We start from the raw sequence: 26,261 nt of genomic DNA on the forward strand, positions 1-26,261 counted from the left end.
TCACGACCGTGGACGCGCAGAATCGAATCATGGATCTACCGGTCATGCCCCCCGTGAAGCCGATGCTCGCCAAGTCCGTGGCCAAGATCCCCCCGGACATGCAGTACGAGGCCAAGTGGGACGGCTTCCGGGCCATCGTGTTCCGTGACGGCGCCGAGATCGAGGTCGGCAGTCGCACCGGCAAGTCGTTGACCAGGTACTTTCCGGAGCTGGTGGCGGCACTGCGGGAGCGGCTGCCCCAGCGCTGTGTGGTGGACGGTGAGATCGTGATCGCGCACGGTGGGCGTCTCGACTTCGACGCGCTCACCGAGCGTATCCACCCCGCGGAGTCCCGGGTACGGACGCTGGCCGAGCGGAACCCTGCCTCGTTCGTCGCGTTCGACCTGCTGGCGCTTGGCGACGAGTCGCTCCTCGACGTCCCGCTGACCGACCGGCGCGCGCTGCTCACCATGGCGTTGTCCGACGTGACCGCGCCTGTTCATGTGGCACCGGCGACCACCGACATCGAGGTGGCGCGGCGATGGTTCGAGCAGTACGAGGGGGCGGGCCTCGACGGTGTCATCGCCAAGCCGCTCACCCTGCGCTACCGGCCGGACGAGCGGGTGATGTTCAAGATCAAGCACGAGCGGACGGCGGATGTCGTGGTCGCCGGGTACCGACTGCACAAGAGCGGACCGATCGTGGGCTCGCTGCTGCTCGGGCTGCATGACGCCCGTGGCACCCTCCAGCATGTCGGGGTGAGTGCGGCGTTTCCGATGAAGCGGCGCGCCGAGCTCATCGAGGAGCTGGAGCCGCTGCGGCTCGCGGACGTGCGCGAGCATCCGTGGGCCGCCTGGGCGGACGAGGCGGCCCACGAGGCGGCTCGGCTGCCGGGGGCACCGAGCCGCTGGTCGGCGAAGAAGGACTTCTCGTGGATTCCGCTGCGGCCCGAACTGGTGGCCGAGGTGGCGTACGACCACATGGAGAACGGGGTGCGCTTTCGGCACACCGCCCGTTTCCGCCGCTGGCGCCCGGACCGTACGGCCGACAGCTGCACGTACGACCAACTGGACGAGCCGGTGGGGTACGACCTCGGGGAGATCTTCTCTGTCAAGTGAGTGTGTTCAGCTCCGCAGGCTGCTCCGGGGGCCAGGGTTGTCTCGGGCGGGCCATCGGGGTGCGGGGCAACGGTGGAGTCCGGTTGTCAGCGCCGGGTGCAAGACTGCCCGGCATGATCGAACCGAACCCGAAAGCGGACCTTCTCCGATATCTGCAAGAGGCGCGTGACGCCCTGTTGTGGAAGCTCGACGGGCTCTCGGAATACGACGTCCGTCGCCCGCTGACCCCCACGGGCACGAACCTGTTGGGGCTGGTCAAACATGTCGCCAGCGTGGAGCTTGGGTACTTCGGCGACACGTTCGGGCGGCCGTTCTTCGATGAAGAGCCGCCGCCCTGGTGGTATACGGAGGATGCACACCCGAATCAGACATGTGGGCCTCTGCAGACGAGTCGCGCGAAGAGATCGTGGGGCTGTATCACCACGCGTGGGGGCACTCCAACAGCACGATCGCGACGCTGACGCTTGACGCGATCGGTCACGTCCCGTGGTGGCCGGAGGAACGCCAAGAGGTGACACTGCACCACATCCTGGTACGCGTGATATCCGAAACCCAGCGGCACGCCGGCCACGCCGACATCGTGCGAGAACTCATCGACGGATCCGTCGGGTATTTGCAGGGCAAGGACAACATGCCACCAGGTGATCAGGCATGGTGGGAGGACTACTGGAGCCGTCTGGAGCGTGTGGCGCGGGAAGCCGGTAACGGCTGATCTCACTCTGCTGTCGCCGACCTTGGCGTCGGCTTGTGGTGTCGTTCAGCTGGCTTCGGCCCGCTCGGCCTGTGCCTTGGTGTGAGCGAGGAGGTAGGTCGCAGTGCCGGTTTGGGTGATGGCGCCGTTGAAGGTCAGCCTGTCAACGATTGCCACGCAGAGTCGCGAGTCCGTGAACATATTCAGGCCCGCGCCCCGGGCCGCTTCACTGGAGTTCCGGTGACAGCGGCGGAGAATCCAACGGTCCTGGGTAAGGTCCCGGCATGCCCCAACATATCGACCTCATCAACGGCCAGCGGATACGCACTCAGGAGATCCTGTATGCCAGTGACGCTGACCTGGCAGTGCGCGGCATCACGGCGCGCGACGTAATCGCTATGGATTGGTTTCGGATCCCGGAAATTGACGGCGCTCCCACCTGCGATGTCAAGGGATGCGACTACGTGCCTGCGGAGTTGGCAGGACTGGCGGAGTCGGACACGGAAGGGACGCTCTCAGGGCACGCGACCCACCCCGTGCCCAAACGCCTCGGATTTTTCAAGCGACCGAAGCAATACTTCTCATGCCCGGACCACCTCGACACGGTCCGAGCGGCCATGGCCTACGGTCACAGCGGCGACCCTGCCTGACGTTCAGGACTTGCGGTAACAGACGCTGTGCCTCACTTGCCCGAATTGTCGATCATGCTTCTGAGCTGCGCAGAAGCCCTTCGCCCCCTAGATGGGGTGCCGGTAAGAATGCTGTCACCGATCCTGCTGGCTTAGTCGGTCACGCGGCGAGGGAGAGTCCGGTGGTGACTGCATCGATCAGTGCCTGGAGCTCGGAGGGTGGACCAAAAGCTCGGGTGTCAGGCGTCTTCGCGGTAGAGGTCAGTGAGCAGGGCGACGGCGGCGTGGATGGCCGGGTGGGGGTCCTGTCGGCCCCAGATGAGGTGGACGGGGACAGGGACAGCGTCGCGCAGGGGGCGATAAGTGATGCCGTCGCGGCGGTACTGGGCGACGGTGGCCTGCGGGGTGACGCCGACAGAGCGGCCGGCGGCAATGGTGGCGAGCCAGTCGTCGACGTCGCGGGTGTACTCCACGGCAGGGCGGGCGTCTTCGGGCCACAGTTCCAAGGTGGTGGTGCCGGTTCGGCGGTCCACCACTAGGGTGCGTTCGCGGATCTCCGCCAGGCGGATGCTGCGACGTCTGGTCCATGGGTCGTCGGAGGCGAGGGCGACGTAGCGGCGTTCGTGGCCCACGAGGGCGTGGGCGTAGCGGCGGGTGTCGACGGGGGTGCGGAGGACGGCCAGGTCGCACAGGCCCTCGGCGAGGCCGCCGGTGGGGGTGTTGTGGCGGATCAGGTGGAGTTCGACGTTGGGGTAGCGGTCGTGCCAGCGGCGCTGGAACTCGGCGGTGTGGCGGCCCATCGCGGACCAGGCGTGGCCGATGTGCAGCCGGGTGTGGCCGGTGGTGGCCTGGTGGACCAGTTCGTCGGCGTCGGCCAGGAGGTTCCGGGCGCGGGCGAGAACCTGTACGCCTGCGGTGGTGGGGGTGACAGTGCGGCTGGTGCGGTGCAGCAGTCGCACGCCGAGGATGCGCTCCAGTGCGAGCAGTGTGCGGGAGACCGCGGCCTGGGAGACGCCCAGCTCGATCGCGGCGTCGGTGAAGCTGCCGGTGTCGACGATCTCGACCAGGCAACGCAGGTGCCGCAGCTCCAGTTCCGTACGACCATCCATACGTCCAGCGTATAGCTGGGGGTTCGGATGCATTTTGCGTATGCGTCGGTCTGGCGGATGGTCGTGCCATGACACTTGAAGCTCGCGCAGAGACTTCGGCCGCCGCGGCGCAGGCGTCGTCGCCCCGGTGGTCCGGGGTGGCGCTGATGGTGGGCAGCGGTCTGTCCAACCAGGTCGGAGCGTCAATAGCCGCGCTCGCCTTCCCGGTGCTGGGGCCGGTGGGAGTGGTGGCGGTGCGCCAGTGGGTGGCCGCCGTGGTGCTGCTGAGCGTCGGCCGGCCGAACCTGCGTTCATTCACCGCCGCGCAGTGGCGTCCGGTCCTTGGCCTTGCCGCGGTGTTCGCGACCATGAACCTCACGCTGTATGCGGCGATCGACCGGATCGGGCTCGGCTTGGCGGTCACTCTGGAGTTCCTCGGCCCGCTCGCTGTGGCGCTGGCAAGCTCTCGCCGGCGTATCGATCTGGCCTGTGCTCTCGCCGCCGCGGTGGGGGTGGTGGTCCTCACCCGACCCCGGCCCAGCACGGACTATCTCGGCGTCGGCCTGGCCCTGATCGCCGCGGTCTGCTGGGGCTGTTACATCCTGCTCAACCGCACCGTGGGCGAGCGCCTGCCCGGGCTGCAGGGATCGGCCGCCGCCGCGGCCGTCTCCGGCCTGCTCTACCTGCCCCTCGGCGCTGCGGTCCTGTGGCTCCACCAGCCCACCGTCGGCGCCCTGCTGTGCGCGCTGGCTGCCGGTGTGCTGTCCTCCGCGGTGCCGTTTCTCGCCGACCTGCTCGCGCTGCGCCGGGTCCCCGCCCGCTTCTTCGGGATTTTCATGAGCGTCAACCCGGTGTTCGCCGCTCTGATCGGCATGCTCGTCCTCGACCAGCACCTCGGTGCGGCATCGTGGCTGGCCATCACCGTGATTGTCACCGCCAACGCCGTCTCCGTGGGCACCGCCGCCAGCCACTCGAAGAAGCAGACCAACCTCTTGCGGTGAACCCGTGTCGACGCCCGCGCCTCGGTGTGCGCCTTTGTCGAGGCGGGCAAGGTGGCTGACGCGGGTGCGGTCGAGCGGGTGGCCGTTCCACCAGGCATCGAGGCGGATGAGGTTGAGCGCAACGGCGGAGAGGACGTGCTCCAGGTGGGTCTTCTGGAGGCCGAGGTAGCGGGCACGTCTCATCCCGGTGACCGCGACGGCCTGGTGGATGGTTCCCTCGACGCCCGCGCGGGTTCCGTACTTGGCTCGCCACTGCTCGTCGCCCTGCTGGAGGCGGGCATGGTCGAGGACTTCTTGAACCTCGCGGGGTTGCAGGGAAAGGGTCCGGCCACCGATCTTCGAGCGGGTGCACTGGTCTCGCACCGGGCAGGGGCGGCATGTCTCCTTGTCGAATTTGATGACGATGGCCCTGGTCCCGCGCTGGGTCGCGGGGCTCCACCAGGTGCTGGTGTCCCCGCGTGGGCAGGTGGCCTGCCGCTTGTCCCAGTCGATGGTGAACGCGGTGCGGTCGAACCCGGCGCCGACACGCGCCTGAGGTGAGCTGTTCATCAGGACCGGGGTGACCAGGGTGACCCCGAAGTTGGCCTGCTGCGTCAGGAGCTGTTGGTGATCGCTTCCCGTTTGCCGGGTGATCGTTTCCCACCCGGACTGCCCTGGCGGAGAACATCAACACTATGAGGAGAGGCAACCGCCGGGGCGGTCACTCCTGGCCAACGAAGCCGGATTCCCAGGCCCAAGCGGCGATCTCCACCCGGTTCCGGGCGTCCAACTTGGCCTGCACGTTCCCCAAGTGGGTCTTCACCGTGCCCACCGTGATGGACAGTTGGGCAGCGATCTCCGCGTTGGTGCGCCCTCGGGCCACCAGGCGCACGAGGTCCAGCTCGCGGGCCGACAGGGGGCTCGGCGCCGTCCGACGGCCGGACGCCGGGGGGCTCAGACGGCGCAGCAGCCGCACAGTGACGGAGGGGCTGACCAGCGCCTCGCCCGAGGCCGCCGCCCGGACGGCCTCGACGAGCAGGGCGGGACCGGAGTCCTTGATCAGGAACCCGCAGGCGCCGTCGCGCAGGGCGCGGTGCACGTACTCTTCGTCGTCGAAGGTTGTGGCCACCACGACCTTCGGCGGGTCCACGGCGCCGGGGCGGTTCAGCCGACGCAGTGCGTCGAGGCCGTCGAGGCGGGGCATCCGGATGTCCATCAGCACCACGTCGGGGCGGTGCCGCTCGGCAAGCTCCAATGCCTGGAGACCGTCAGCCGCTTCGGCTACGACCTCGATGTCGTCCTCGGCGGCCAGGATCATCGCGAATCCGGCGCGGACCATCGCCTGGTCGTCGGCGATCAGCACCCGAATGGTCAATGGGTCCCTCCGCCGGGGATGCGGACCGGAGCCGAGGCCGGTACCGGAGCTGCCGGGAAAGTGGCTTCGACGCTCCAGCCACCTTCCGCGGCCGGGCCCGTCCGGAGGCCACCGCCAACCAGGTTCACCCGTTCGGCCAGCCCTCGCAGCCCGAACCCACCGCCGGAGGGGTGGCGCGACCGGCCGTCGTCACTGACCCGCACCGTGACGCCGTCACCGCCCCGGACCGCGCGCACCCGCACCTCGGTGCAGCCCCGGGCGTGTTTGCGTACGTTGGTCAGCGCCTCCATCACCACGCGGTGGGCGGTGGTGGTCACCTCCACCGGCAGGTCGTCGAACGAACCCTCCAGTTCGAGCCGGACCCCCGCTCCTCCGACCGCCGAGAATCCCTCGACGAGCGAGCGCACCTCCGCCATCCCGGCCAGCGGCACGAGGGCCGGTTCCCCGTCGGCGTCCCGCAGCATCCCGACCATCTGCCGCATGGACACCAGTGCCTCCGACCCGGCCCGTTCGATCCGCTCCAGGGCCGGTGGCACCAGCTCCGGTCGCCGCTGCGCGATCACCAGAGCGCCCTGCGCCTGCACCACGATGCCGGTCACATGATGGGCGACGAAGTCGTGCAGATCGCGGGCGAACTCGGCCCGCTGCTCAAGACGCAGTGTCGCCGCCCGCCGCCGCCGGTCCGCCATGACCAGCCGCCAGGCGACGCCGCCGCCCAGCACCGCCGTCGACCCCACGGCGAGGAACAGCGCCACGATCACGCTGTTCTCCCGCACCGCGACCGCCAACGGCCGCAGCACGATGGCCGCCCACACCACCGGAGGGGTCACCCACGCCACCCACCCCCGCCGCCCGCGCAGCGGGACGAGTAGCAACAGCCACAGCAGTGCCGCCGGTTCGGCGAGTCCGTACGCGTCCGAGGCCACGGGATCGGGGGAACTCCCGGGCCCGGCGCGCAGCAGGACCGAGACCGCCAGCGATGTCACCCCCACCAGAGCGCCGACCACCGGGAGAGCCCTCGCGCCGAGCCACGGCGATCCCGCGACGGCGGCCACCGCCAGCAGGGCGCAGGCCAGTTGGGCGGTGCGGCTCCCGAATCCGTCGATGCCCCACGCCTGGTAGTCGAACCACAACGCCCAGCACACCGGCGCCGTCCACACCAGCCATGCCGCCCAGGGCCACCGGGCGCCGAGCGCCGCTCTGCCGAAAGTAGTAGCGGGCGGCGCGAGATCTGCCTTTCGCCGGATCCGGTGCTCCGGCCCCCCGGGCAGAGTCGTCTCCGTCAGGCCGGTTCCGCGATCCATCACACCCAGGAGCATGACATGAGCGGGTTCACCTTCCGCATCGAATCCGTCGAGGTGCTCGGGCCGCTCCTCGCCGCCTTCACCGTGCTCCTCGCCATTCGTGCCACCCGCCAACACCCCGGCTGGCACGGCAGGCCCGCACTCACCCGGCTCGTGGCGGCCCTGTACGCGACGGGCGCCCTGCACTTCACCCTGTTCCCGATCATCGTGGACCGGGCCCAAAACCTCTCCCCCTGGACCGGCCAGGTCCAGCCGATCCCCTTCCTGGGCCTCCTGGGCATGGATGTCTCCTTCCCGCTCAACGTGCTCCTGTTCCTCCCGTTCGGGATACTGCTCCCCCTCATGACGCGCCGGGAACTCGGCCCCGGGCGGGTCTCCCTCCGCGCCCTGGCCGTGAGCGCCGCGATCGAGCTCACCCAGCTCGGCATGTACATCCTCTTCAGGAACGGCCGAGGGGCGGACATTGACGACATCATCACCAACACCCTCGGCGCCGCCCTCGGCTGCCTCCTCCTCCACCTTGCCCTCCGCTCCACCACCTTCTCCGCCCTCACCCGCACCTTCGCCCTCCCGGGCTCCGCCTTCGCCTACCCCACCGCCGAAATCCAGCCCGCCCCTGCAATGCGTCGGACACGGTGACGGCCGGTGCCCTAAGCCCGATCCCACCGGCCACCAGGGCGCACCCGGGCCTCCCGCCCACCTGGTGAGGCCGGACGCCAGTTGCGCGGGTGTGTCAAAGACACCGCGCACGGGAGCGGTACACACCGCTTCCGACGAGCATTCGACGAGCGCAGAGTGACGGCACATCGGCACCGACACCGCCCCTCGTCCCCGTACCCGCCTGGCACCACCCACCCAGCAAACGCCGCGACCTGGCCTCGGTCGAAGTCACCGCGGGCCGGCACTACTGCGGCGGCGCCGAGAAAGGCATCTTCGGACACAACGCCACCTTGCTCGTCGCCGCCAGCCGCCACCACCCGGACGGACATCCGCACGCAGGCCGACGCGTCAGCCGACATCCTCAACTCGCTATCGGCCTGGTCCTGGACACTCCCGGCAACCGCACCGGCCCCAACACCGTCCACGCCCTCACGCAGCTCGTCCCCCTCGGCCTGCCGGCCGGGCTGCTGATCGCGGACCGCGCCTACACCGAGCAGCTCAGCCCCCACTTCGCCACCCCCGCCCGCCGACTGGGCTACCGCCTCGTCCTCGACTACAAACAGGAACATCGCGGCCTGCAAGGCAGCACGCCCTCAGGGAAGAGATCCTCGGCCAGCAGGGCTGAGGTCACCCTTTGCGCACCCCCTCCGTGGGCCGTTCGGCCCCCGCCAGGTGCGTGAACAGAACCGATCGGGTATGGCCACCTATGATCCGATAAGCGCATAATCGTAGATACGGACTGGGTGGCGACGGTGGGTATGCGACAGATGGCGCGAAGGACCCGGACTCGACGGCGCGGAGCTGTCACGGCGGTGCTGGTGGCCGGCGCCGTGACGGCCTCCCTGATGGCCGGCTGCACGACGGACGACCGCCCCTCCGACGACGGGCGCGGACAGACTCACAGCCAGAGCCAGAGCCAGTCACCCGACCACAGCGAATCGCCCGAGCCCGAGAGCGTCGGCCCGGTCCTCGCCGTGAAGATCGACAACGTCCGCGCGGCCCGTCCCCAGACGGGCCTGGACGCGGCGGACATCGTGTACGCCGAGCAGGTCGAGGGTGGTCTGAGCCGGCTGATGGCGGTGTACGCGACCCGGTTGCCGAAGGCCGTCGGGCCGGTGCGCAGCGCACGTGAGTCCGACCTGGAGCTACTACGTCAGTTCGACGAACCGACGCTCGCCTTCTCCGGCGCCCAGCGCAAGCTGCTGCCGCTGATCGACCGGGCACCCCTGAACGCCGAGTCCCCGGAGTCTGCGGCTTCGGGCGCCTACTACCGGGGCACGGACAAGGCGGCGCCGCACAATCTGTATCTGAGGCCGCAGCGGCTGATCGGCGCCGCGCCGGGATCGGACGCACTGACGACCGGCTTCCGTTACGGCGCCGCACCCGAGGGCGGGACCCCCGAGAAGTCGCGAACCGTCCGCTTCCCTTCGGCGCGCTTCACGTTCACCTGGTCCGCGGACCGGCACGGCTGGCTGGTGTCGATGGACGGCACCCCGACCGTCGCGACAGACGGCGAGCGGGTCGCCGCCGCGACGGTCGTCGTGCAGTACGTGAAGGTGCGCGAGTCACGGTTCCACGACGTCCTCGGCAACAACTCGCCGTACACCCAGTCCGTTGGCTCGGGCCGGGCTCAAGTACTCCGCGACAGGCGGACGTTCGACGTGGAGTGGCGGCGCGGGTCGGCCACGGAGGGGACGGATTTCACGACGGCCGACGGTACGCCGGTGAACTTCGCGAAGGGGCAGGTGTGGGTGGTGTTCGCGACGGCGTGACGGCCATGGCCTGACGCCCGATGCACGGACCGGTGTCCGGACCGCGTTCCGATCGGCCGCCCCCAAGTCGGCCCGGGCGACGCCGAGTACGACACCCTCGCCTCCGCGGCCGGCGCGGGCCGGCGACACATGCGGCTCCGCCGAGCGGACGCGACCAGCCGCAGGGGACCCGCGGTGACCGCACCGCGCCGCCTCGAACGGCAGCCCAGCCCACGCCAGTTCCGCCCACCGCCCCGCGCAGCACCGCCATGAACTGTGAGGCACGAGGCACGACCAGCCCCGCCCGGCCCAAGGCGGCCGTATCGCGCATCCAGCAGAGCCCTACGCCTCGATCGCCGGCCCCGCCCGGTCCAGTTGCCCCGCCGACCCGCCCCGCGCAGCACCACCCCGAGGCGCGAGGCGCGACCAGCCACCCCGGGCCCGCGCCAGCCGCATCGCGCATCCAGCGGAGCGCCTACGCCTCGAACGGCAGCCCCGCCCGGGCCAGTTCCCCCGCCGCCCCGCGCAGCGCCGCCGCGAACCGTGTCACCCGCTCCGGCGTGAACCGCGTGCTCGGCCCGCCGAAGGACAGCGCGGCGAGCACGGCCCCGCTCCTCCCCCGCACCGGCACGGCCACCGCCGACAGCCCCTCCTCGCGCTCGCCGTGGCTCACGGCGTACCCGTGGTCGCGGGCCTCCTCGATCCAGGTCCGCAGGGTCGCCAGATGTGCCGCCCCGCGCGGTGAGGCCTCCGCGACCCGGAGCAGCAGCCCGTCCGGGGCGTCCAGCAGCAGCGCCTTGGCCACGCCGCCCGCCCACAACGGGAGTTCGTCGCCCACCCGCACGACCTGGCGCAGCGCCTGCGGGCCCTCTTCCTGGGCGATGCAGACGCGGTGGATGTCCCGGCGCACATACAGGTGCACCGTCTCCTTGTGCTCGGCGGCGAGGTCGCGCAGCAGTACCCGGGCTGCGGGCGGCAGTCGCCAGGCCTGTTCGGCGAGCCGGGACCAGCGCAGCAGCGCGGGGCCCGCGAGATAGCGGCCGTGCTCGTCGACCCAGAGCAGACCGTTGAGCCGCAGGGTCTGGAGCAGTCGCAGCACGGTGGTCTTCGGCAGCCCGGAGGCGCTGACGATCTCACGGAGGGACAGCGCGGGCCTGACCTCGTCGAACAGTCCGAGAATGTCGATGGCCCGCTGGACGGTACGCATCCCCGCGGGCTCGAGCTCGCCGCCGGTCCCTGCCCCGGCTCCTGCGGCTGCCATCCCTGTTCCTCCTCGGCCCCGGACCGCCCGACGGTCCGGACGGCGGTCTCGCCCCCGCACGCTATCCGCTGCCGGTCCGCTGGGCGGACCCGGCCTGCCGTGGAAGTGGGCTCAGCGCGGGGTGGCGAGTGGTTCAGCCGGGTTGCGCAGCCCTTCCGCCGCGTCGGCGACGCGCTGGATGAGGTCGAGGAAGACGGTCTGTTCACCGGCGGAGAGCGGGGCCAGGAAGACCTGGTTCATCCGGGCCGTGCGCACGGTCAGCTTGCGGTGCGCGCGCACCCCGTCGTCCGTGGGGCGCAGCAGGGAGCGGCGGCCGTCCTCCGGGTCGCGGACCTTGTCGATCAGGTCGCGGCGGCCGAGCCTGCTGACGACCTCGGCGACCGTGGACCGGTCGAGGCCCACCCGCTCCCCGACCGTGCGCTGGTCGAGGCCCGGTTCGGCGACCAGCGCGTTCAGGACCGCGAACTGCGGCGAGGTGATCTTCTCGGAGACCATCGCGTTCCACAGCAGGTAGTGCGCCTGCTGGAGTCGCCGGGCGAGGTGCCCGGGGTGGGTGGAGAGGTCCACCGCGGCCATGTCCGCTCCTGGGGTCGTCTTCTTCAGATCACAGAATTTCGTTGGTGTACTGACGATACAACCCAACGGCCGCCGTGTCTTCAACTGCCTCACACAGCCTCTACCAGCGGTTCTACTACTACCCTTGACGACGAGACCGGCGAGTGACAGCGTGAGGGAAACCTTGCTGAAATACTCAGTGCCCTGAGTAATTGGGCTCGGAAGAGACTAGGAACTCCTCATGGCTCTCACCCAGTCGGACATCGACGTCGAGGTCGGCGACCTCCAGGACGCCTACGACAAGACGGTCGCCGAAGGCGCGCCTGTACAGAACCATCCGCCGCGCGACTACGCCCCGTACCGCAGCTCGGTGCTGCGTCACCCGAAGCAGCCGCTGGTCGCGGTGAGCGGCGGGGACCCGGAGACGGTCGAGCTGTCGGGGCCCGTGTTCGGGGTCACTGACATCACCGACATCGACAGCGACCTCACGATCCAGCACCGGGGCGAGCCACTCGGCGAGCGCATCACCGTCTCCGGACGGCTCCTCGACCGGGACGGGCGGCCCGTGCGCGGCCAGCTGATCGAGCTGTGGCAGGCCAACGCCTCCGGCCGGTACGCCCATCTGCGGGACCAGCACCCGGCGCCGCTCGACCCCAACTTCACCGGTGTGGGGCGGGTCCTGACGGATGATCAGGGAGGGTACCGGTTCACCACGATCAAGCCGGGCGCGTACCCGTGGCGCAACCACACCAACGCCTGGCGGCCCGCACACATCCACTTCTCGGTCTTCGGCACGGCGTTCACCCAGCGGCTCGTGACGCAGATGTACTTCCCGAACGACCCGCTGTTCCGCTACGACCCGATCCTGCGCTCCGTCACCGACGAGGCCGCCCGAAGCCGTCTGGTCGCCGAGTACAACCACGACCTGTCCCAGCCCGAGTTCTCGCTCGGCTACGAGTGGGACATCGTCCTCGACGGTCCCTCCGCCACCCGGATCGAAGAAGGCCGCGACTGATGAGCGTCTCCCAGAAGTCCCCGGAGTCCACGAAGCCCCGGGAGACCCTTCTCCCCACCCCCTCCCACACGGTCGGCCCCTTCTACGGCTACGCCCTCCCCTTCCCCGAGGGCGAGCAGGTCGCGCCGAAGGGCCACCCGGACACGATCACCCTCCACGGGTACGTCCTGGACGGCGAGGGCAACCCGATCCCCGACGCCCTGCTCGAGTTCTGGCAGGCGGCGCCCGACGGATCCCTGGCCGGTGCCCCCGGATCACTGCGCCGCGACCCGGTGACGGGCGGCTTCCTGGGGCGCAACGGCACCGACTTCACCGGCTTCGGGCGGGTCGCCACCGACGCCGACGGGCACTACGCGCTGTACACGCTGCCCCCGGGCAACGCCGGTCTGCCGTACGTCAGCGTGTGCGTGTTCGCGCGCGGTCTGCTGACCCACCTGTACACGCGCGCCTATCTGACGGACGGCGCCGATCCGCTGCTCGACTCCCTGCCGGCCGAGCGGCGCGCCACGCTGGTCGCCGCCGAGGGCGAGCGGCGCACGTACCGTTTCGACATCCGCCTTCAGGGCGAGGGCGAAACGGTCTTCCTGGAGTTCGAGTGACACCACCTGCCGATGCCGAGTCCGATGCCGACACGGGCCTGCTCTCCCCTGGGTGGGCCGGTTCCCCGGCGGCCTCCGCGACCAGCGACACCGCGTATCTGCGGGCGCTGCTCGACGCGGAGGCCGCGCTGACCCGGGCGCAGGCCGGGCTGGGGCTGGCGCCGGAGGAAGCGGCCACGGCGGTCGGCTCGGCAGCCGCCGAGGCCGCCGGCTTCGACGCGCGGTCGATCGCGCTGCGCGCCCGGGCCGGCGGCAACCCGGTGATCCCGCTGGTCGCGGACCTGACGGCGGCGGTCGGCGCGGAGTACGGGCCCTACGTCCACCGGGGAGCGACCAGCCAGGACATCCTGGACACGGCGACGATGCTGGTCGCCGCCCGCACCCTGGACCTGGTCCTCACGGACCTCGACCGCACCGACCCGGCCCTCGCCCGGCTCGCCGCCGACCACCGCGACACCGTGATGCCGGGCCGCACGCTCACCCAGCACGCCGTGCCGACGACCTTCGGGCTGAAGGCGGCGGGCTGGCGCTCCCTGGTCCTCGACGCCCGGGACCGCCTGACGGCCGTACGCCACACCCTCCCCGCCCAACTCGGGGGCGCGGCAGGCACCTTGGCTGCTTTCACCGTGTTCGGCGCGGCCGAGGGCACTGTCGACACTCGGGCCCTGGTCGCTGCCTACGCCCGTGAACTCGGCCTCGCCGAGCCGGTGTTGCCCTGGCACACCCTGCGGACCCCGGTCGTGGATCTCGCCGGGGCGGTCGCCTTCACGGCCGGTGCCCTCGGGAAGATCGCCGCCGATGTACTGACACTGGCCCGTACCGAGATCGCCGAGGTGTCCGAGGGCAGCGGCGGGGGTTCGTCGGCGATGCCCCACAAGGCCAATCCGGTACGGTCGACGCTGATCGCCGCGGCGGCCCGGCGCGCGCCACAGCTCGCGGCCACGCTGTACGGGGCATTGGTCGCCGAGGACGAGCGGCCGGCCGGTGCCTGGCACGCCGAGTGGGAGCCGCTCAGGGAGCTGCTCAGGGTGACCGGGGGCGCCGCCCGGGACGCCGTCGAGCTGACCGAGGGACTGCGCGTCCACGCGGACACCATGCGCCAACACCTGGGCCTCACGCACGGGTTGATCGTCTCCGAGCGGCTGGCCGCGGAACTCGCGCCGGTGCTGGGACGGGCCCGTGCGAAGGCCCTGCTCACCGAAGTGGCCGCCCGTACCTACACCGAGGGTCGGTCGCTCGCCGAACTCCTCGCCGAGGAGCCGGAGTTGAAGGACCTGCCCCTCGACGACCTGACCGACCCCGCCCGTTACACCGGCTCCGCCGGCGCCCTCACCGACCGTGCTCTGGAGCGACCGTGACCGACAAGCTGCTGCACCACCGTGTCGAGGGCTCCGCCACCGCTCCCCCGCTGTTGCTCGGACCCTCGCTCGGAACGTCGTACGCCCTCTGGGACAAGGTGGCGCCCGAGCTGTCCGTCACCCATCGGGTGGTCCGCTGGGACCTGCCCGGGCACGGGGGTTCGGCGCCCGGCCTGATCGGTCCCGGAGCCACTGTCGGCGATCTGGCCGCGCTGGTGCTGGCGCTCGCCGACTCGCTCGGGATCGACCAATTCGCCTACGCGGGCGTGTCGTTGGGCGGCGCGGTCGGTCTACATCTGGCCGTCCACCACCCGGAGCGGGTGTCGTCGCTCGCCGTTCTGTGCTCTTCGGCCCACTTCAACGGCAGCAAGCCCTGGGAGGAGCGGGCCGCGCTGGTGCGGAGCGAGGGGCTGGCCGGGCTCGCGGAGAGCGCCGACGCGCGCTGGTTCACACCCGGGTTCACCGTGCCGGAGCTGGTCGCGGATCACCGGAACGCCGATCCGGACGCGTACGCCGCCTGTTGCGACGCGCTGGGCGCCTTCGACCTGCGCGACAAGCTGGCCGGGATCGGCGCGCCCACGCTGGTCGTCGCCGGGCGGCAGGACCCGGCCACTCCCCCGGCCCATCTGCGGGAGATCGCGGACGCCGTGCCGGGTGCCACGCTCGTCGAACTGCCCGGCGCCTCGCATCTGGCGGTCGCGCAGTGCCCGGAGGCCGTACTGGCCGCGCTGCGCCCGCACTTCGGGGCAGCGCCCCGGCGGGGCATGGAGGTGCGCCGGCAGGTACTCGGCGACACCCACGTGGACCGGGCGCAGGCACGGCAGACGCCCTTCACAGCCCGCTTCCAGGACTTCATCTCGCGCTACGCGTGGGGCGAGATCTGGACCGACCCGACGCTCACCCGGCGCGAACGCAGCATGATCACGCTCACCGCCCTGGTCGCCCACGGCCACTACGACGAGCTGGCGATGCACGTTCGCGCGGCCCGCCGCAACGGGCTCACCCCCGAGGAGATCGGCGCGGTGCTGCTCCAGACGGCCGTCTACTGCGGGGTCCCGGCGGCCAACTCGGCGTTCGCGGCGGCCCAGCGCGTACTGGCGGAGGAGGACGGTTCGGAAGGGTGATCCTGCCGGTCGGGGCCTCAGTAGCGTCGCGCGTGTGGTTGCGGCCCTGAACTGAGCCTTCACGGAAGCGAGTTGCGGCTCGCCAGAGACCCCCTCGCACCGGTCGTCTCCACCCGCGCCCCGTTGCCGCCGGTGCGGGCGGGCGCGCTCTCGCGGATCGTGCACGTCGGCTCGGACGTACGAAGAGACCTACGACGACCGGCTGCGGAACGTCCGGAGAAGGCCACGGAGCGGATACGCCGGGCCTGACCACCCGCACCCGGCGCCCCCGCAGGTCAGCGAAGTCCCCGTCCGTTGTCCAGGACCTCCCGTGCCTTGGCGACCAGGCCGTCGGCGCCGCACGACTTGGCCAGGGTCAGCCCGCGTTGGATCTCGGCGACCGAGCGGGCGGCGATGCCGTACTCGACGCGGGCCGCGGCGTGTTCGTACTGGCAGGGGGACGCCTCCAGATAGGCGACCGCCTGAGCGGCCAGGCGTACCGCCCGCTGGCCGGTCTCCAGGGCCGCCGCGCAGCGCAGGGCCTCACCGATGGCGGTGTCCGTGCCGAAGCGTTCGGCGTACCGGCGGGCGTCGGCGACCAGCACGGCGGCCCGCAGGGGGTCCTCCACGGCCAGCGCGCGGGCCAGGTCGACGGCCCAGGTGGCGAGCACCGGGTTGTGGAATCCCCGCCCGGTCGCCGCCTTCTCCGCGGCCTCCAGTTCGTTGATGCCCTCCTTGGTGCGGCCGACGGCGATGAGCAACCGGCCGCGTACCGCGCGGGGTTCGGGCAGCACGATGGTGGACGGATATGGCGGGGCGAAGCCGTACTGCTCGGCGACCGCCCAGGCCTCCTGGACATGACCGCGGGCGAGCAACGTGTCGACGAGGTTGCACGTCGCCGACCAGTACAGGGGCAGGCCACGCCCGACGCGTTCGGCGAGACGCAAGGACTCGCGCAGGGACGTCTCGGCCTCTCTGAGGCGACCCCGCCTGCGGTGCCCGAGACCGACGTACGCATGGGCGAGGGAGAGGTGGCCGCCGCTCCAGCCCGCCGTCTCGTAGGCGCGCAGGGCCTCCGTGTAGAGGGCCTCGGCACGGTCGAGACGGTCGGCGTAGGCATATGAGCAGGCCAGCATCAGCAGCAGTTCGATGCCCCACTCGGGGTCGGTCCAGCCGAGTCCGGGGGCGAGACGACCGTTGACGAGGGCGCGGTCGCACACCTCCACGACCTCCTCGGCGTTCTCACCGTGGGCCATGGCGTCGAAGTCGCGCAGCATGAGCAGCGCGCGCTCGGAGTTGTCCCGGCCGCTGCAGGGGCGGGCCAGGTCGGCGAGGCGCTCGGAGCGGCCCGGAGCGGGCGCGTCGCCGCCGTGGAGGCACTCCAGCATGAACTGCGCGCCCTGCAGCCGCATGCGGGCAGGGCCCGGCTGGTGCCGGGCGGCCTCCTCCTCGACCGTGCGGACCGCTTCCTCCATCTGGTCGTTGTGCAGCAGGGCCTGGGAGAGGCGGACGATCGCGTCGACACGCAGGGCACCCTCCAGTCCGGGCAGCGCGAGCGCGGTCTGGAGGTGTCCGATGGTGGTGGCGGGCGCGGTGAGGAGGGTGACGCAGCCCAGTTCGTAGAGCACCTGCGCGTGGCTCTCGGGGCGGGGCGGTTCCAGCAGGGCGCGCTCCAGACAGCGGCGGGCCGCGTCCGGGGCACCGACCGCCTGGTGCTCGCGGGCGGCCTCGCGCAGCTGGTCGACGAGTTCCTCGTCGTCGTCCGGATAGACGTGGAGGAGATGGCGGGAGGCCGCGGCGGCGCCCTTTCCGGACTCGGTGACGACCTGCGCGGCGATGCCGTGCATGGCGGTGCGCATGCCGTCCGGGATGGAGTCGTAGACGGCGGTGGCGATCAGCGGGTGGACGAACTCCAGGTCGCTGTGGGCGACTTGACCGGCCGCCAGGTGGGGTTCGGTGAGGATGCGGGCGGTGCAAAGGAGGTTGGCGCAGTGGTGGGCCTCGTCGTGGCTGAGGGTGGCCAGCCGGGCCACGAGGTCCACGGAGATGCCCGTACCGAGAATGGCCGCCGCCCAGGCGAAGCGGGTGGCTTCGACACCGAGGTCCTCCAGGCGGGCGACGAGGCCGCCGCCGCGGGCCGCGTTGTTGAGTTCGCGCAGTCGGCCGCAGGACGCCTCGACCGGCGCCAGTCCGGCGTCCTGGACCTTGGCGAGGAGTTCGACGGTCTCGTACGGGTTGCCGCCGGTGACCGCCCACACCTCGCGGCAGAACGGGGCGTCGGCGTGTGGGCCGAGGGTGGTGCGGGTGAGGCCGGCGGCGGCTGCCGGAGTCAGGGCGTCGAGCGAGGCGACGGGGCCGGCCGCCCGGGCGATGGCCTCCAGGTGGTCGGCACGGCTGCCGCTGGCCTCGCCCGGCCTGCGGGCGACCACGACGAGGACGGACAGGTCGTCGAGCCGCTCGGCGAACGCGGCCAGCCAGCGCAGGCTCTCCTGATCGGCCCAGTGGGCGTCGTCGATGAGCAGGACGAGCGGCCACTCACGCTTGGCGAGCCGCCGTACGGCCGCGACCAGGCCGTCGCACACGCCCTGCGGGTCGGCCAGGCGGTCGCCGGGTTCCGTGATGCCGAGGGCGGGGCCGGCGATGTCGTACCAGTCGCCGAGGTATTCGCGGGCCTCCTCCGGCATCAGCGACAGGAGCGCGGGCTGCAGCAACTGGCGCACGACGTTGAAGGGGACGGACTTGAGGGTCTCGCCGCCGCGCACCGACCACACCGTGCAGTTGCGCCGGTCGGCGATGCGCCGGGTTTCGGCCATCAGCGCGGTCTTGCCGAGACCTGCCTCGCCGGTGAAGAGCAACAGACTGCCCGAGGAGGAGTTGTCGACGCGTAGGGCGTCGATCGCCCGTTCCACGGCGGCGACTTGTGTGTCGCGCTCCCACAGGGCGGCAGATCCGGCCGTCCCGGGCGGTTCCTCCGTCATCCCGCTACCTCCCCAAGTCGCCTGAACGACGTACAGAACCCGAGAGTAGCCGTCAGGCTGCCGCAGTGGAGGGGGTCCGCGCAGGTATTGCCGGGACGAGTGACAGGGAGTGCGACAGGGCGACGCGGCGGGACCGCCACCAGCCGCGTCGGGAAGGTTTTCGACAGCCAACAGCCCCTGGAACAAAGCTGGTTTTCCGTCATCGGCGGGTGCGCGTCCGCCCGTGGCACGCCCCCTCGGACCGCCTCGCCCGCGCCCCCGGGCAGGACTTCCCATGAGTGGGCCCGAGCGCTGCCCCGACCTGCGGACCCTCCGACCGGCGCGCTCCCGCAGGGCTCCGTTCGCGGGATCGGTGGGGAACTTCGTCGAGTGGTACGGGTCCGATGTCCACGGCGACTTCGCGACGGTGATCCCGGCCGCGTTCCTTCGCGCCGGTGAGGGGGCGGCGAGGCCGGGATCTTGGTGAAAACGCATGCGCCACTCGTACTGGAGTTCCCCTTCCAGTCGGCCGCCGCAGCCCGTCGGCGGCAGAAGGGAGGTGCCGGTGCGGCTGGTGGTGGAGCGGGCCCGACCTCCCGTATCCCGCTATCTCGGCATCTCGGCCCGGCTTTCCGCGCCTTTCCCGGCGGAAAGGGGACTCCTCTCATCCGCCTTTCACGCGAGCCTCATACGGTGGGGGCATGACGCAGGAGACTCCTCCCGGCTGGTATCCCGACCCCGGGCAGACAAGTGACAGCCCCGCCACCGAACGCTGGTGGGACGGTAGGACATGGACGGAACAGACCCGGCCCGAGGGCTCGGCCCCCGCCTGGGGTCCACCGGTGCTGGCCGCCGGCGGGGCGTACCCGGCGTATCCCGACCAATCGCCGACGGGCACCCGGCGCGGACTGCGCACGGGCATAGCCGTGGCGGTGGCCGTCGCCGTCCTCGCCGGCATAGGCGGCGGCGTGTACGCGCTGACCAAGGACGACGGCGGCAGCAACGTGGGCTCGCAGATACCCGGCGGCCAGGGCGGAACCGGTGGGCAGGGCGGAACCGGCGGACAGAACGGCGGCGGTCAGGGCGGTCCCGGCGGCGGCACCGGGGGCGGCCCCGGCGGCGGCTCGGGCGGGCAGACGCCGGACCCGCAGCAGTCCCAGCCTTCGGAGAGCCCGAAGATCGACAGCGGTTCCGTGCCCGACTCGACCAACGGGATCAGCATCCCGATCCCCGACGGCTGGTACGGCCAGTCGATCACCGTGGGCGGCCAGGTGACCTCGGACACCTCGTACAAGTGCCCGGGCGACACGACGAAGACCTGCACCAAGGGCGGGGCCTACTCGGCGCCCGCGCTGGCGCTGGGCACGTCGGGCAGCACGGCCGAGGCGGTCGCCAAGGCGGACATCGCCGCGAACGCCGAGGACTCCTACGGCGGTACGACGTACGGGAAGATCACCTCGCACGACGTACTGGCGTCGAAGGCGGTGACCGTAGCCGGGCAGAAGGGCTATCTGGTCCGCTGGAAGGCGGTCACGAGCAAGGGCGTCGACGGCATCGTCGAGTCGCTGGCCTTCCCCGCACCGTCGAACCCCCGGCAGATGGTCGTCGTCCGCTTCGGTGTCGACGCCGACCAGAAGGAGTCGGTGATCGACCAGATAACCGCCGGCATCAAGGTCTCCTCGGCCGGCGGGAGCGGGCAGGACGTCTGATCCGCCGATCCGCACCCCGGCCCGGTCGATGTGGATCGGCCGGGTGGGACGCCTCTCCGCTCAAGAGGAATCCCACCCGGCCGGGGGGTGCGCGCCGCCCCCGTCCCCACGGGTCGGCGCGGACAGGTCACCGTCCGGACGAGTCACGGACGGCGGCCTGCGCCTCAGGTGACGCCGAGTGCGGGCAGCACCGCGGCCTCCACGAATCCGACGAGGTACTCCGGGTCGGCGTACTGCCCCTCCAGGACCGGGCGGGCCCGCAGGACGCCCATCATCTGCGCCGGTACGTACTCCAGCGCCGGATGGCCGGCGGGGACCTCACCGCGCTCGACCGCGCGGCGGATCATCTCGCGGAACGCGGCCAGCTCCGGTTCGACGATCGCGTCGCGCAGCGCCTCCTGGAGCTCCGGGTCCTGCATGGCGGCATGACCGAGGGCCTGCAGCAGCTGGGTGTCGTGCCCCGACGCCTCACCGATCGCCCGTGCCGCCGCGCGCAGGTCCCCGGCGAGCGACCCCGTGTCGACCGCGAAGCGGGCGCGCCGGTTGGCGCGCAGCGCGGCGGCCACGAACTGCGGCTTCGTCTTCCACTGCCGGTAGAGCGTCGACTTGCTGCACCGCGCACTGGCGGCGACGCCCTCCATGGTCAGCGCGTCGTATCCGCACTCACGGATCTGGACGAGCACGGCGTCGAAGTACTCCTGCTCACGCTCCGGCGTGATCTTGGAGCGGCGCGAGGCGACGACCGGTTCCGGTCCCTCCGCGGCCTGCGACGTCATGACTGCGCTCCCTGTCCCCGTGGTTCCGGTGGTTCCGGTGGTTCCGGTTGTCGTGCTCACTGTCGCTCTTACTGTCGTTCCTGTTGGGCTGCTCTGTGGCTTATTCCCGATTCCAGTGTGGTGTAAGTCCATCGATACGCCAGTGTACCGGTACGGATTCGTTTCGGTACACTCTCGTATCGGTACACCAACGTATCGATGAGACGAGCGCCCGTACAGACGAGTTCCCGCCCATCACGCACCACGTGCGCACACGCGCCACCTCAGCGAAAGGGCCGGGGGATGAAAGCCAGCACCGAGCCTGCCAAGGCGGAACCCGCCGGTATACGACGGCCGCCGCTCGTCCGTGAACTCCTACTGGTGGCAGGGCTGTTCCTCGTCTACAAACTCGGCCGGCAGCTGGCGACCGGGCACACCGCCGAGGCCTTCCAGAACGCGCACCGCGTCTGGGACTGGGAGCGGGCCCTGCACCTCCCCGGCGAGGGCGCCGTGCAGTCGGCGCTGCTGCACAGCGACACCGCGATCCACTTCGCGAACACCTACTACGCGACCGTGCACTTTCCGGCCACCGTCGCCTTCCTGGTCTGGCTCTACCTGCGGCGCCCCGCGCACTACGTCTGGGCCCGCCGGGTCCTCGCCGCGGTGACCGGTGCGGCCCTGGTGATCCATCTCACCTTCCCGCTGGCCCCGCCCCGGCTGCTCGCCGAAGCGGGCCTCATCGACACCGGGCAGGTGTTCGGTCCGACGGTCTACGGCGCCTCACCCGAGGCCGACACCCTGTCCAACCAGTTCGCGGCGATGCCGTCGCTGCACTTCGGCTGGGCCCTGATGGTGGCGGTCGGTCTGATCGTCGCGACCCGCTCCCGCTGGCGCTGGCTGTGGCTGCTGCATCCGCTGGTGACACTGCTGGTGATCGTCGGTACGGCGAACCACTACTGGCTCGACGCGATCGTGGCCTCGGCCCTGCTGGGTATCGCCCTCGCGGTCGTCCACGCACCCCACCGCACCGAGTCGACGGCGGGCGAGGGCAGCAGGCTCGCCCCGGCCGACGAGCCCGTCCTCGTGGGAGCGACCCGATGAACGCCGCCACGCTCACCGCCGTCGTCCTCTCCCTCTTCTCCGCCGTCGCCTACGCCGCCGCTGCCGTCGCCCAGGAGCGGCTCGCCTCCCGCAACGCCGACGCCGGGATACGGCGACTGCTGGCGACCGGCGCCTGGTGGGGCTCCGTGCTGCTCAACGCGGGGGGCGCCCTGCTGCATGTGGTCGCCCTCAAGTACGGCCCGCTCACGGTGGTGCAGCCGCTGGGCGCTCTCACACTGGTCGCCGCGGTGCCGCTGGGCGCGCGGGTCGCCGGGCGCCGGGTCAGCGCGGTGGAGTGGCGCGGTACCGCCCTGACACTGCTCGGCCTGGCGGCGATCCTGGTCACGGCCTCCGGCCCGGCGCCCGACGACGTGCTGAGCCTCCCGGAGGCCATGGCGGTCGCGGGTACGACGATGGTCCTGATCGGGGTGCTGGCGCGTCCCGGAGCCCGGCCCGGCCTGCGGCACGCGAGCGCGTCCGGCATGGCGTCGGGGGTGGCCTCGGCACTGACCCAGACCGTCACGGTCGCCGCGACGAACAGCTCGGGTCCGCTGATCGGCTGGCAGGTGATCGGGGTGGCGTTGCTGGTCGCGGCGTTCGCGGCGGGTGGCCTGATCCTGTCCCAGACCGCCTACCGGGGCGGCCTCGGGGGTCCGCTGGCCCTGGTGACACTGGCCAATCCGGTCGCCGCCGCGGTGATCGGCCTGACGCTGCTCGGCGAGCGGCTCCAGGGCGGGGCCTCGGGGCTGCTCCTGGCGCTGGCGGGCGCGGGACTCGCGGGGTGGGGTGTGGTGACGCTGTCACGGGCGACACCGGATCCGATTCCGGTTCCGGTTTCCGTTGCGGTGTCTCCGGAGCGTGTCGTGATTCCGTCTTCGGCAGCGGCAGCGTCAGCTTCGGCCGCGGCTTCGGTCCTGGCCGACGAGGAGCATCCGGTGGCGTCGGTTCTCGCGCTGGAGGCCCGTTCGGCGCCCGTCGAGCCGTCGTTGATGCCCCGGCAGCCGTCGGAGCCGGGGCACCTCACGTCACTGTGAACCGACCGGCCCCTGTGAACACACGTGTGCACAGGGGCCCCGGTCGGTGGCTGTGAACCGACCCGTCATCCGTGAACCGACCTGTCAGCCAAGGCCCCGTGAATCCTGCTTCAGCGCGGTGTCGACGGTCAGCGCCGTCGCCACCACGAGGCTCAGCAGGGGTTCGGGCAGCTGGTAGTGGATCTGCAGGACGTAGTTGTCCGCGGTCGTGAACATCGTCTTCGCCAGACCTTCCCAGGTCTTGGTGATGCGGGCGACCTCGTTCTCCGCGTGGTCGACGATCGCGAAGTTCCACGCCCGCCAGTTCTCGGCCTTGATCGCGCCGACCTGCCGGCCGCCCGCGTTGATCGCGAAGTTGATCTTCCCGATCATGTTCTGCTGGACGATCTCACCGACCGGCGAACCGTCCGGACGCTGCACGATCACCCGCGACTTCATGAACTTCCGGGGGCGCGTCAGCAGCAGCACCGGCTGCCCGTGGGCGTCCCGGATCTCGAGCTTGTGCGTCATGAACTGGTCGATGCTGGCGACGAAGCGCAGGATCTTCTTCAGCGCGCTCTGTCCGACCTGGACGACCGAGCCGAGTTCCCGGCCCTGCTGGTCCATGACCTTGTACTCGTTGGTCAGCTCGATCAGCTTGGCCTTCTGGTTGACCACCAGCACCGGCTCGGTGAACAGTGTGCCGCCGCCCGCCCCCGCCGCGACCCCGGCCTGCTGCTGCACCCGTGCGTCGGCACCGGCGGCGGGCTGCGGGGCGCCGAACCCCTTCTGGGGCTGGCCCTGGGGCTGACCGAGCCCCTGCTGGGGCAGCTGAACCGGCGCCGCCTGCGACTGCTGGGCCTGGGGCTGCTGCGCCTGCTGCTGGTCGGTGTTGGTGTGGTCGGTCCACTGGGAACCGTCCCAGTACCGGAGCGTCTGGGGCGCTCCGTGCGGATCCGGATACCAACCTGCAGGTATGTTCGATTGCGTGGTCACCGGGGCACACTACCGTGACGTGGCTGCCTGACAACCATGTCCCGGTCAAAGCGCCCCGGGCCCCGCTTCACCCTCTCAGCAGGTCACGATCGCCGGATCGCTCACGCCCGCCCGGCCGTTCTCCACGTGCCCGGCGAACCGGCGCAGGAACGCCGCGTCGGCGTCCGAGGTGACCGTCACGTCGTACCAGCGCTTGCTGGCCCCGAGGTCCACCCGGTGCCGCACGGTGGACCCGGCCCGCACCCTGATCTTGCGCGAGTGTCCCCCGTATCCGCTGGTCAGCTTCAACTCCACGGTCTTGGAGCCCTTGTTGGTGAGGGTCAGCTCAAGGTCGTCCCCGACGTGGCGTGCGGTCGCCTCGGGTCCGGCGGCACCCTTGCCCCGGCCCTTGAAGACCCGCAGGAAGCCGTTCGGGCCGTGCACCGTCAGGTCGTGGGCGTCCTTCGAGTAGGCCGAGTTCCAGGTGTCGGAGACGGTCTTGCCCGCGCCGGTGGTGTAGGCCCACGGCCCATCGGTGCGGTTGCCGGAAGTCACGAGGAAGGAGGCGCCGGCGTGGGTGCCGGAGGCGAAGGCGAGGGTGAGCTTTCCGGCCGTCAGGTCTGCCGAACCGTCCACGTACGGGGCGTACTTGAGCGGACGGGCCGGGCGCAGGCCGCGCTCCTGGCGGGGCAGGACCGGGTGCGTGGGCGGCGTCGGGACGTAGTCGGGGTGGCGGTCCTTGTCCGGCGGCCGGTAGCCGTCGGTGTCGGGGAGGGCCACCGGCCTGGTGTCCTTGCGGGAGAAGTCGAAGGCGGCCGTCAGGTCGCCGCAGACCGCGCGCCGCCAGGGCGAGATGTTGGGCTCGTGCACGCCGAAGCGGCTCTCCATGAACCGGATGACCGACGTGTGGTCGAGCGTCTCCGAGCAGACGAACCCGCCCTTGCTCCAGGGCGAGACGACCAGCATCGGCACCCGCTGCCCGAGCCCGTAGGTACCGGCCGCGTGCCGGCTGTCGCCCTTGAACAGGTCCGAGCCGACGTCGACCGTCGACTTGCCCTGTGCGTCCGACTGGGGCGGGAACGGCGGCACGAGGTGGTCGAAGAAGCCGTCGTTCTCGTCGTACGTGATGAACAGGGCTGTCTTCGCCCACACCTCGGGGTCGGAGGTGAGCGCGTCCAGGACCTGGGCGATGTACCAGGCGCCGTAGTTCGCGGGCCAGTTGGGGTGCTCGGTGAAGGCCTCGGGGGCGACGATCCAGGAGACCTGCGGCAGTTCGCCCCCTGACACGTCGGCCTTGAGCTGGTCGAAGAAGCCCTCTCCCTTGCGGGCGTCGGTGCCGGTGCGGGCCTTGTCGTAGAGGGGGTCGCCGGGCTTCGCGTCGCGGTACTGGTTGAAGTAGAGGAGCGAGTTGTCGCCGTAGTTGCCCCGGTAGGCGTCCGAGATCCAGCCCCAGGAGCCGGCCGCGTCGAGCCCGTCACCGACGTCCTGGTAGATCTTCCAGGACACGCCCGCCTTTTCGAGACGCTCCGGGTACGTCGTCCAGCTGTACCCCACCTCGTCGTTGCCGAGGACGGGGCCGCCTCCCTTGCCGTCGTTGCCCGTGTAGCCCGTCCACATGTAGTAGCGGTTCGGGTCGGTGGAGCCGATGAACGAGCAGTGGTACGCGTCGCAGATGGTGAAGGAGTCGGCCAGCGCGTAGTGGAACGGGATGTCCTTGCGGTTCAGATAGGCCATGGTCGTTGACGACTTGGCCTGGATCCACTTGTCGTACTTGCCGTTGTTGAAGGCGACGTGACCGTCGCTCCAGCCGTGCGGGAGGTCCTGGATGAAGGCCAGCCCGAGGTCGTCGGCGTCCGGCCGGAAGGGCAGTACGTCCTTGGTGCCGTCCGACTGGTGCCACACCGACTTGCCGTTCACCTGGGTGACCGGATGCGGGTCGCCGAAGCCCCGGACTCCGCGCAGCGAACCGAAGTAGTGGTCGAAGGACCGGTTCTCCTGCATGAGGACGACGATGTGCTCGACGTCCTCGATCGTCCCGGTGCGGTGGTGCGCGGGGAGGGCGGCAGCGCGCTCGATACTGCTGGAGAGCGCGGTGAACGCCGTTGTCGCGCCCGCGAGTTGGAGGAAGTGGCGCCGGTTGACCTCGGGCATGGGGGAGAAGCCTCTCGTCCTGATGGCGACAATGAGTGGAACGTGACGGAATGCGCGCGCCTGGAGTTTCCCAGGGGTACCGAACGGCACGGAAGGGTCCGGTGGCATCCGCGTGAAGGTCGTCGGTACGTGAG

Annotated in this window: 23 protein-coding genes and 3 pseudogenes; 15 read left to right on the forward strand and 11 right to left on the reverse strand. The window is 71.0% G+C overall.

Annotated elements, in window-relative coordinates; translation table 11 throughout:
* Positions 1–29 precede the first annotated feature (29 nt).
* Both G3I56_RS20300 and G3I56_RS20305 read left to right on the forward strand, forming a co-directional pair.
* Positions 30–1,097: an ATP-dependent DNA ligase gene (locus G3I56_RS20300; protein ID WP_164410849.1), complete on the forward strand. Its 1,068-nt coding sequence runs from the start codon at positions 30–32 to the stop codon at positions 1,095–1,097.
* A 113-nt stretch (positions 1,098–1,210) separates the two neighbouring features.
* Positions 1,211–1,809: pseudogene (locus G3I56_RS20305) on the forward strand (DinB family protein).
* 45 nt (positions 1,810–1,854) lie between these two features.
* Here G3I56_RS20305 and G3I56_RS20310 read toward each other — a convergent pair.
* Positions 1,855–1,986, reverse strand: a pseudogene (locus tag G3I56_RS20310) (AAA family ATPase); the annotation flags it as partial.
* An 86-nt stretch (positions 1,987–2,072) separates the two neighbouring features.
* Here G3I56_RS20310 and G3I56_RS20315 point away from each other — a divergent pair.
* Entirely contained in the window at positions 2,073–2,438 is a 366-nt protein-coding gene (locus G3I56_RS20315) for a hypothetical protein (RefSeq protein WP_164410851.1), read from the forward strand.
* A gap of 218 nt (positions 2,439–2,656) precedes the next feature.
* Here G3I56_RS20315 and G3I56_RS20320 read toward each other — a convergent pair whose 3' ends face one another.
* Positions 2,657–3,526 carry a LysR family transcriptional regulator gene (locus G3I56_RS20320; protein WP_164410853.1) on the reverse strand — a complete coding sequence of 290 codons (870 nt, stop codon included), beginning with the start codon at positions 3,524–3,526 and terminating at the stop codon, positions 2,657–2,659.
* Positions 3,527–3,594: 68 nt separating this feature from the next.
* On the opposite strand from G3I56_RS20320, the gene G3I56_RS20325 reads away from it, so the two are divergent.
* Entirely contained in the window at positions 3,595–4,506 is a 912-nt protein-coding gene (locus tag G3I56_RS20325; RefSeq protein WP_239134996.1) for an EamA family transporter, read from the forward strand.
* A 159-nt stretch (positions 4,507–4,665) separates the two neighbouring features.
* On the opposite strand, the pseudogene G3I56_RS20330 reads toward G3I56_RS20325, so the two are convergent.
* The 3 genes and pseudogenes from G3I56_RS20330 to G3I56_RS20340 form a co-directional block, all read right to left on the reverse strand.
* Positions 4,666–5,055: pseudogene (locus G3I56_RS20330) on the reverse strand (transposase); the annotation flags it as partial.
* 151 nt (positions 5,056–5,206) lie between these two features.
* Entirely contained in the window at positions 5,207–5,860 is a 654-nt protein-coding gene (locus G3I56_RS20335; protein WP_164410855.1) for a response regulator transcription factor, read from the reverse strand.
* Positions 5,857–7,164 (reverse strand): histidine kinase, encoded by a 1,308-nt coding sequence (locus G3I56_RS20340; protein ID WP_164411008.1) that lies wholly within the window; start codon positions 7,162–7,164, stop codon positions 5,857–5,859. The genes G3I56_RS20335 and G3I56_RS20340 overlap by 4 nt, the downstream gene beginning before the upstream one ends.
* An 18-nt stretch (positions 7,165–7,182) precedes the next feature.
* Here G3I56_RS20340 and G3I56_RS20345 point away from each other — a divergent pair, with 18 nt between their 5' ends.
* The 3 genes from G3I56_RS20345 (at position 7,183) to G3I56_RS20355 (ending at position 9,596) form a co-directional block, all read left to right on the forward strand.
* The gene (locus G3I56_RS20345) at positions 7,183–7,803 is read left to right on the forward strand and encodes a VanZ family protein (RefSeq protein ID WP_164410857.1); all 621 of its coding nucleotides are present in this window, start codon (positions 7,183–7,185) and stop codon (positions 7,801–7,803) included.
* 311 nt (positions 7,804–8,114) lie between these two features.
* The gene (locus G3I56_RS20350; RefSeq protein ID WP_164410859.1) at positions 8,115–8,504 is read left to right on the forward strand and encodes a hypothetical protein; all 390 of its coding nucleotides are present in this window, start codon (positions 8,115–8,117) and stop codon (positions 8,502–8,504) included.
* 87 nt (positions 8,505–8,591) lie between these two features.
* Positions 8,592–9,596 (forward strand): DUF3048 domain-containing protein, encoded by a 1,005-nt coding sequence (locus tag G3I56_RS20355; protein ID WP_164410861.1) that lies wholly within the window; start codon positions 8,592–8,594, stop codon positions 9,594–9,596.
* A gap of 454 nt (positions 9,597–10,050) precedes the next feature.
* Here the strand turns inward: G3I56_RS20355 and G3I56_RS20360 are convergent, their stop codons facing one another.
* The gene (locus G3I56_RS20360) at positions 10,051–10,836 is read right to left on the reverse strand and encodes an IclR family transcriptional regulator (RefSeq protein ID WP_239134997.1); all 786 of its coding nucleotides are present in this window, start codon (positions 10,834–10,836) and stop codon (positions 10,051–10,053) included.
* 111 nt (positions 10,837–10,947) lie between these two features.
* The gene (locus G3I56_RS20365) at positions 10,948–11,412 is read right to left on the reverse strand and encodes a MarR family transcriptional regulator (RefSeq protein WP_164410863.1); all 465 of its coding nucleotides are present in this window, start codon (positions 11,410–11,412) and stop codon (positions 10,948–10,950) included.
* Between the two features lie 220 nt (positions 11,413–11,632).
* Here G3I56_RS20365 and pcaH point away from each other — a divergent pair, with 220 nt between their 5' ends.
* The 5 genes from pcaH to G3I56_RS45090 all read left to right on the forward strand — a co-directional run bounded on the left by pcaH (position 11,633) and on the right by G3I56_RS45090 (position 15,736).
* Positions 11,633–12,406 (forward strand): protocatechuate 3,4-dioxygenase subunit beta, encoded by a 774-nt coding sequence (pcaH, locus tag G3I56_RS20370; protein ID WP_164410865.1) that lies wholly within the window; start codon positions 11,633–11,635, stop codon positions 12,404–12,406.
* Positions 12,406–13,005: a protocatechuate 3,4-dioxygenase subunit alpha gene (pcaG, locus tag G3I56_RS20375; protein ID WP_164410867.1), complete on the forward strand. Its 600-nt coding sequence runs from the start codon at positions 12,406–12,408 to the stop codon at positions 13,003–13,005. The genes pcaH and pcaG overlap by 1 nt, the downstream gene beginning before the upstream one ends.
* Entirely contained in the window at positions 13,002–14,363 is a 1,362-nt protein-coding gene (pcaB, locus tag G3I56_RS20380; RefSeq protein WP_164410869.1) for a 3-carboxy-cis,cis-muconate cycloisomerase, read from the forward strand. Before pcaG ends, pcaB begins: the two co-directional genes overlap by 4 nt.
* Positions 14,360–15,487 carry a 3-oxoadipate enol-lactonase gene (gene pcaD, locus G3I56_RS20385; protein WP_164410871.1) on the forward strand — a complete coding sequence of 376 codons (1,128 nt, stop codon included), beginning with the start codon at positions 14,360–14,362 and terminating at the stop codon, positions 15,485–15,487. Before pcaB ends, pcaD begins: the two co-directional genes overlap by 4 nt.
* Positions 15,488–15,559: 72 nt before the next feature.
* Positions 15,560–15,736 carry a hypothetical protein gene (locus G3I56_RS45090; protein WP_164410873.1) on the forward strand — a complete coding sequence of 59 codons (177 nt, stop codon included), beginning with the start codon at positions 15,560–15,562 and terminating at the stop codon, positions 15,734–15,736.
* Positions 15,737–15,762: 26 nt separating this feature from the next.
* Here G3I56_RS45090 and G3I56_RS20395 read toward each other — a convergent pair whose 3' ends face one another.
* Positions 15,763–18,444 carry an AAA family ATPase gene (locus G3I56_RS20395; RefSeq protein ID WP_164410875.1) on the reverse strand — a complete coding sequence of 894 codons (2,682 nt, stop codon included), beginning with the start codon at positions 18,442–18,444 and terminating at the stop codon, positions 15,763–15,765.
* 680 nt (positions 18,445–19,124) lie between these two features.
* On the opposite strand from G3I56_RS20395, the gene G3I56_RS20400 reads away from it, so the two are divergent.
* Positions 19,125–20,132, forward strand: a complete 1,008-nt coding sequence (locus tag G3I56_RS20400) for a DUF2510 domain-containing protein (protein WP_164410877.1) — start codon at positions 19,125–19,127, stop codon at positions 20,130–20,132.
* A gap of 164 nt (positions 20,133–20,296) precedes the next feature.
* Here the strand turns inward: G3I56_RS20400 and G3I56_RS20405 are convergent, their stop codons facing one another.
* Positions 20,297–20,908, reverse strand: a complete 612-nt coding sequence (locus G3I56_RS20405; RefSeq protein ID WP_164410879.1) for a TetR/AcrR family transcriptional regulator — start codon at positions 20,906–20,908, stop codon at positions 20,297–20,299.
* Positions 20,909–21,190: 282 nt separating this feature from the next.
* Between G3I56_RS20405 and G3I56_RS20410 the strand changes: the two genes are divergently transcribed.
* Positions 21,191–21,988, forward strand: coding sequence for a phosphatase PAP2 family protein (locus tag G3I56_RS20410; protein WP_164410881.1), 798 nt, complete (start codon positions 21,191–21,193; stop codon positions 21,986–21,988).
* Positions 21,985–23,022: a hypothetical protein gene (locus tag G3I56_RS20415; RefSeq protein ID WP_164410883.1), complete on the forward strand. Its 1,038-nt coding sequence runs from the start codon at positions 21,985–21,987 to the stop codon at positions 23,020–23,022. The genes G3I56_RS20410 and G3I56_RS20415 overlap by 4 nt, the downstream gene beginning before the upstream one ends.
* Positions 23,023–23,106: 84 nt before the next feature.
* On the opposite strand, the gene G3I56_RS20420 is transcribed toward G3I56_RS20415, so the two are convergent.
* Both G3I56_RS20420 and G3I56_RS20425 read right to left on the reverse strand, forming a co-directional pair.
* A complete protein-coding gene (locus G3I56_RS20420) occupies positions 23,107–23,997 on the reverse strand; it encodes a phospholipid scramblase-related protein (protein WP_164410885.1) in 891 nt (296 codons plus the stop codon).
* 75 nt (positions 23,998–24,072) lie between these two features.
* The gene (locus G3I56_RS20425) at positions 24,073–26,127 is read right to left on the reverse strand and encodes a phospholipase C, phosphocholine-specific (RefSeq protein WP_164410887.1); all 2,055 of its coding nucleotides are present in this window, start codon (positions 26,125–26,127) and stop codon (positions 24,073–24,075) included.
* Positions 26,128–26,261: the final 134 nt, after the last annotated feature.

The sequence above is a fragment of the Streptomyces sp. SID12488 genome (genome assembly GCF_010548275.1).
Taxonomy (GTDB): Bacteria; Actinomycetota; Actinomycetes; order Streptomycetales; family Streptomycetaceae; genus Streptomyces.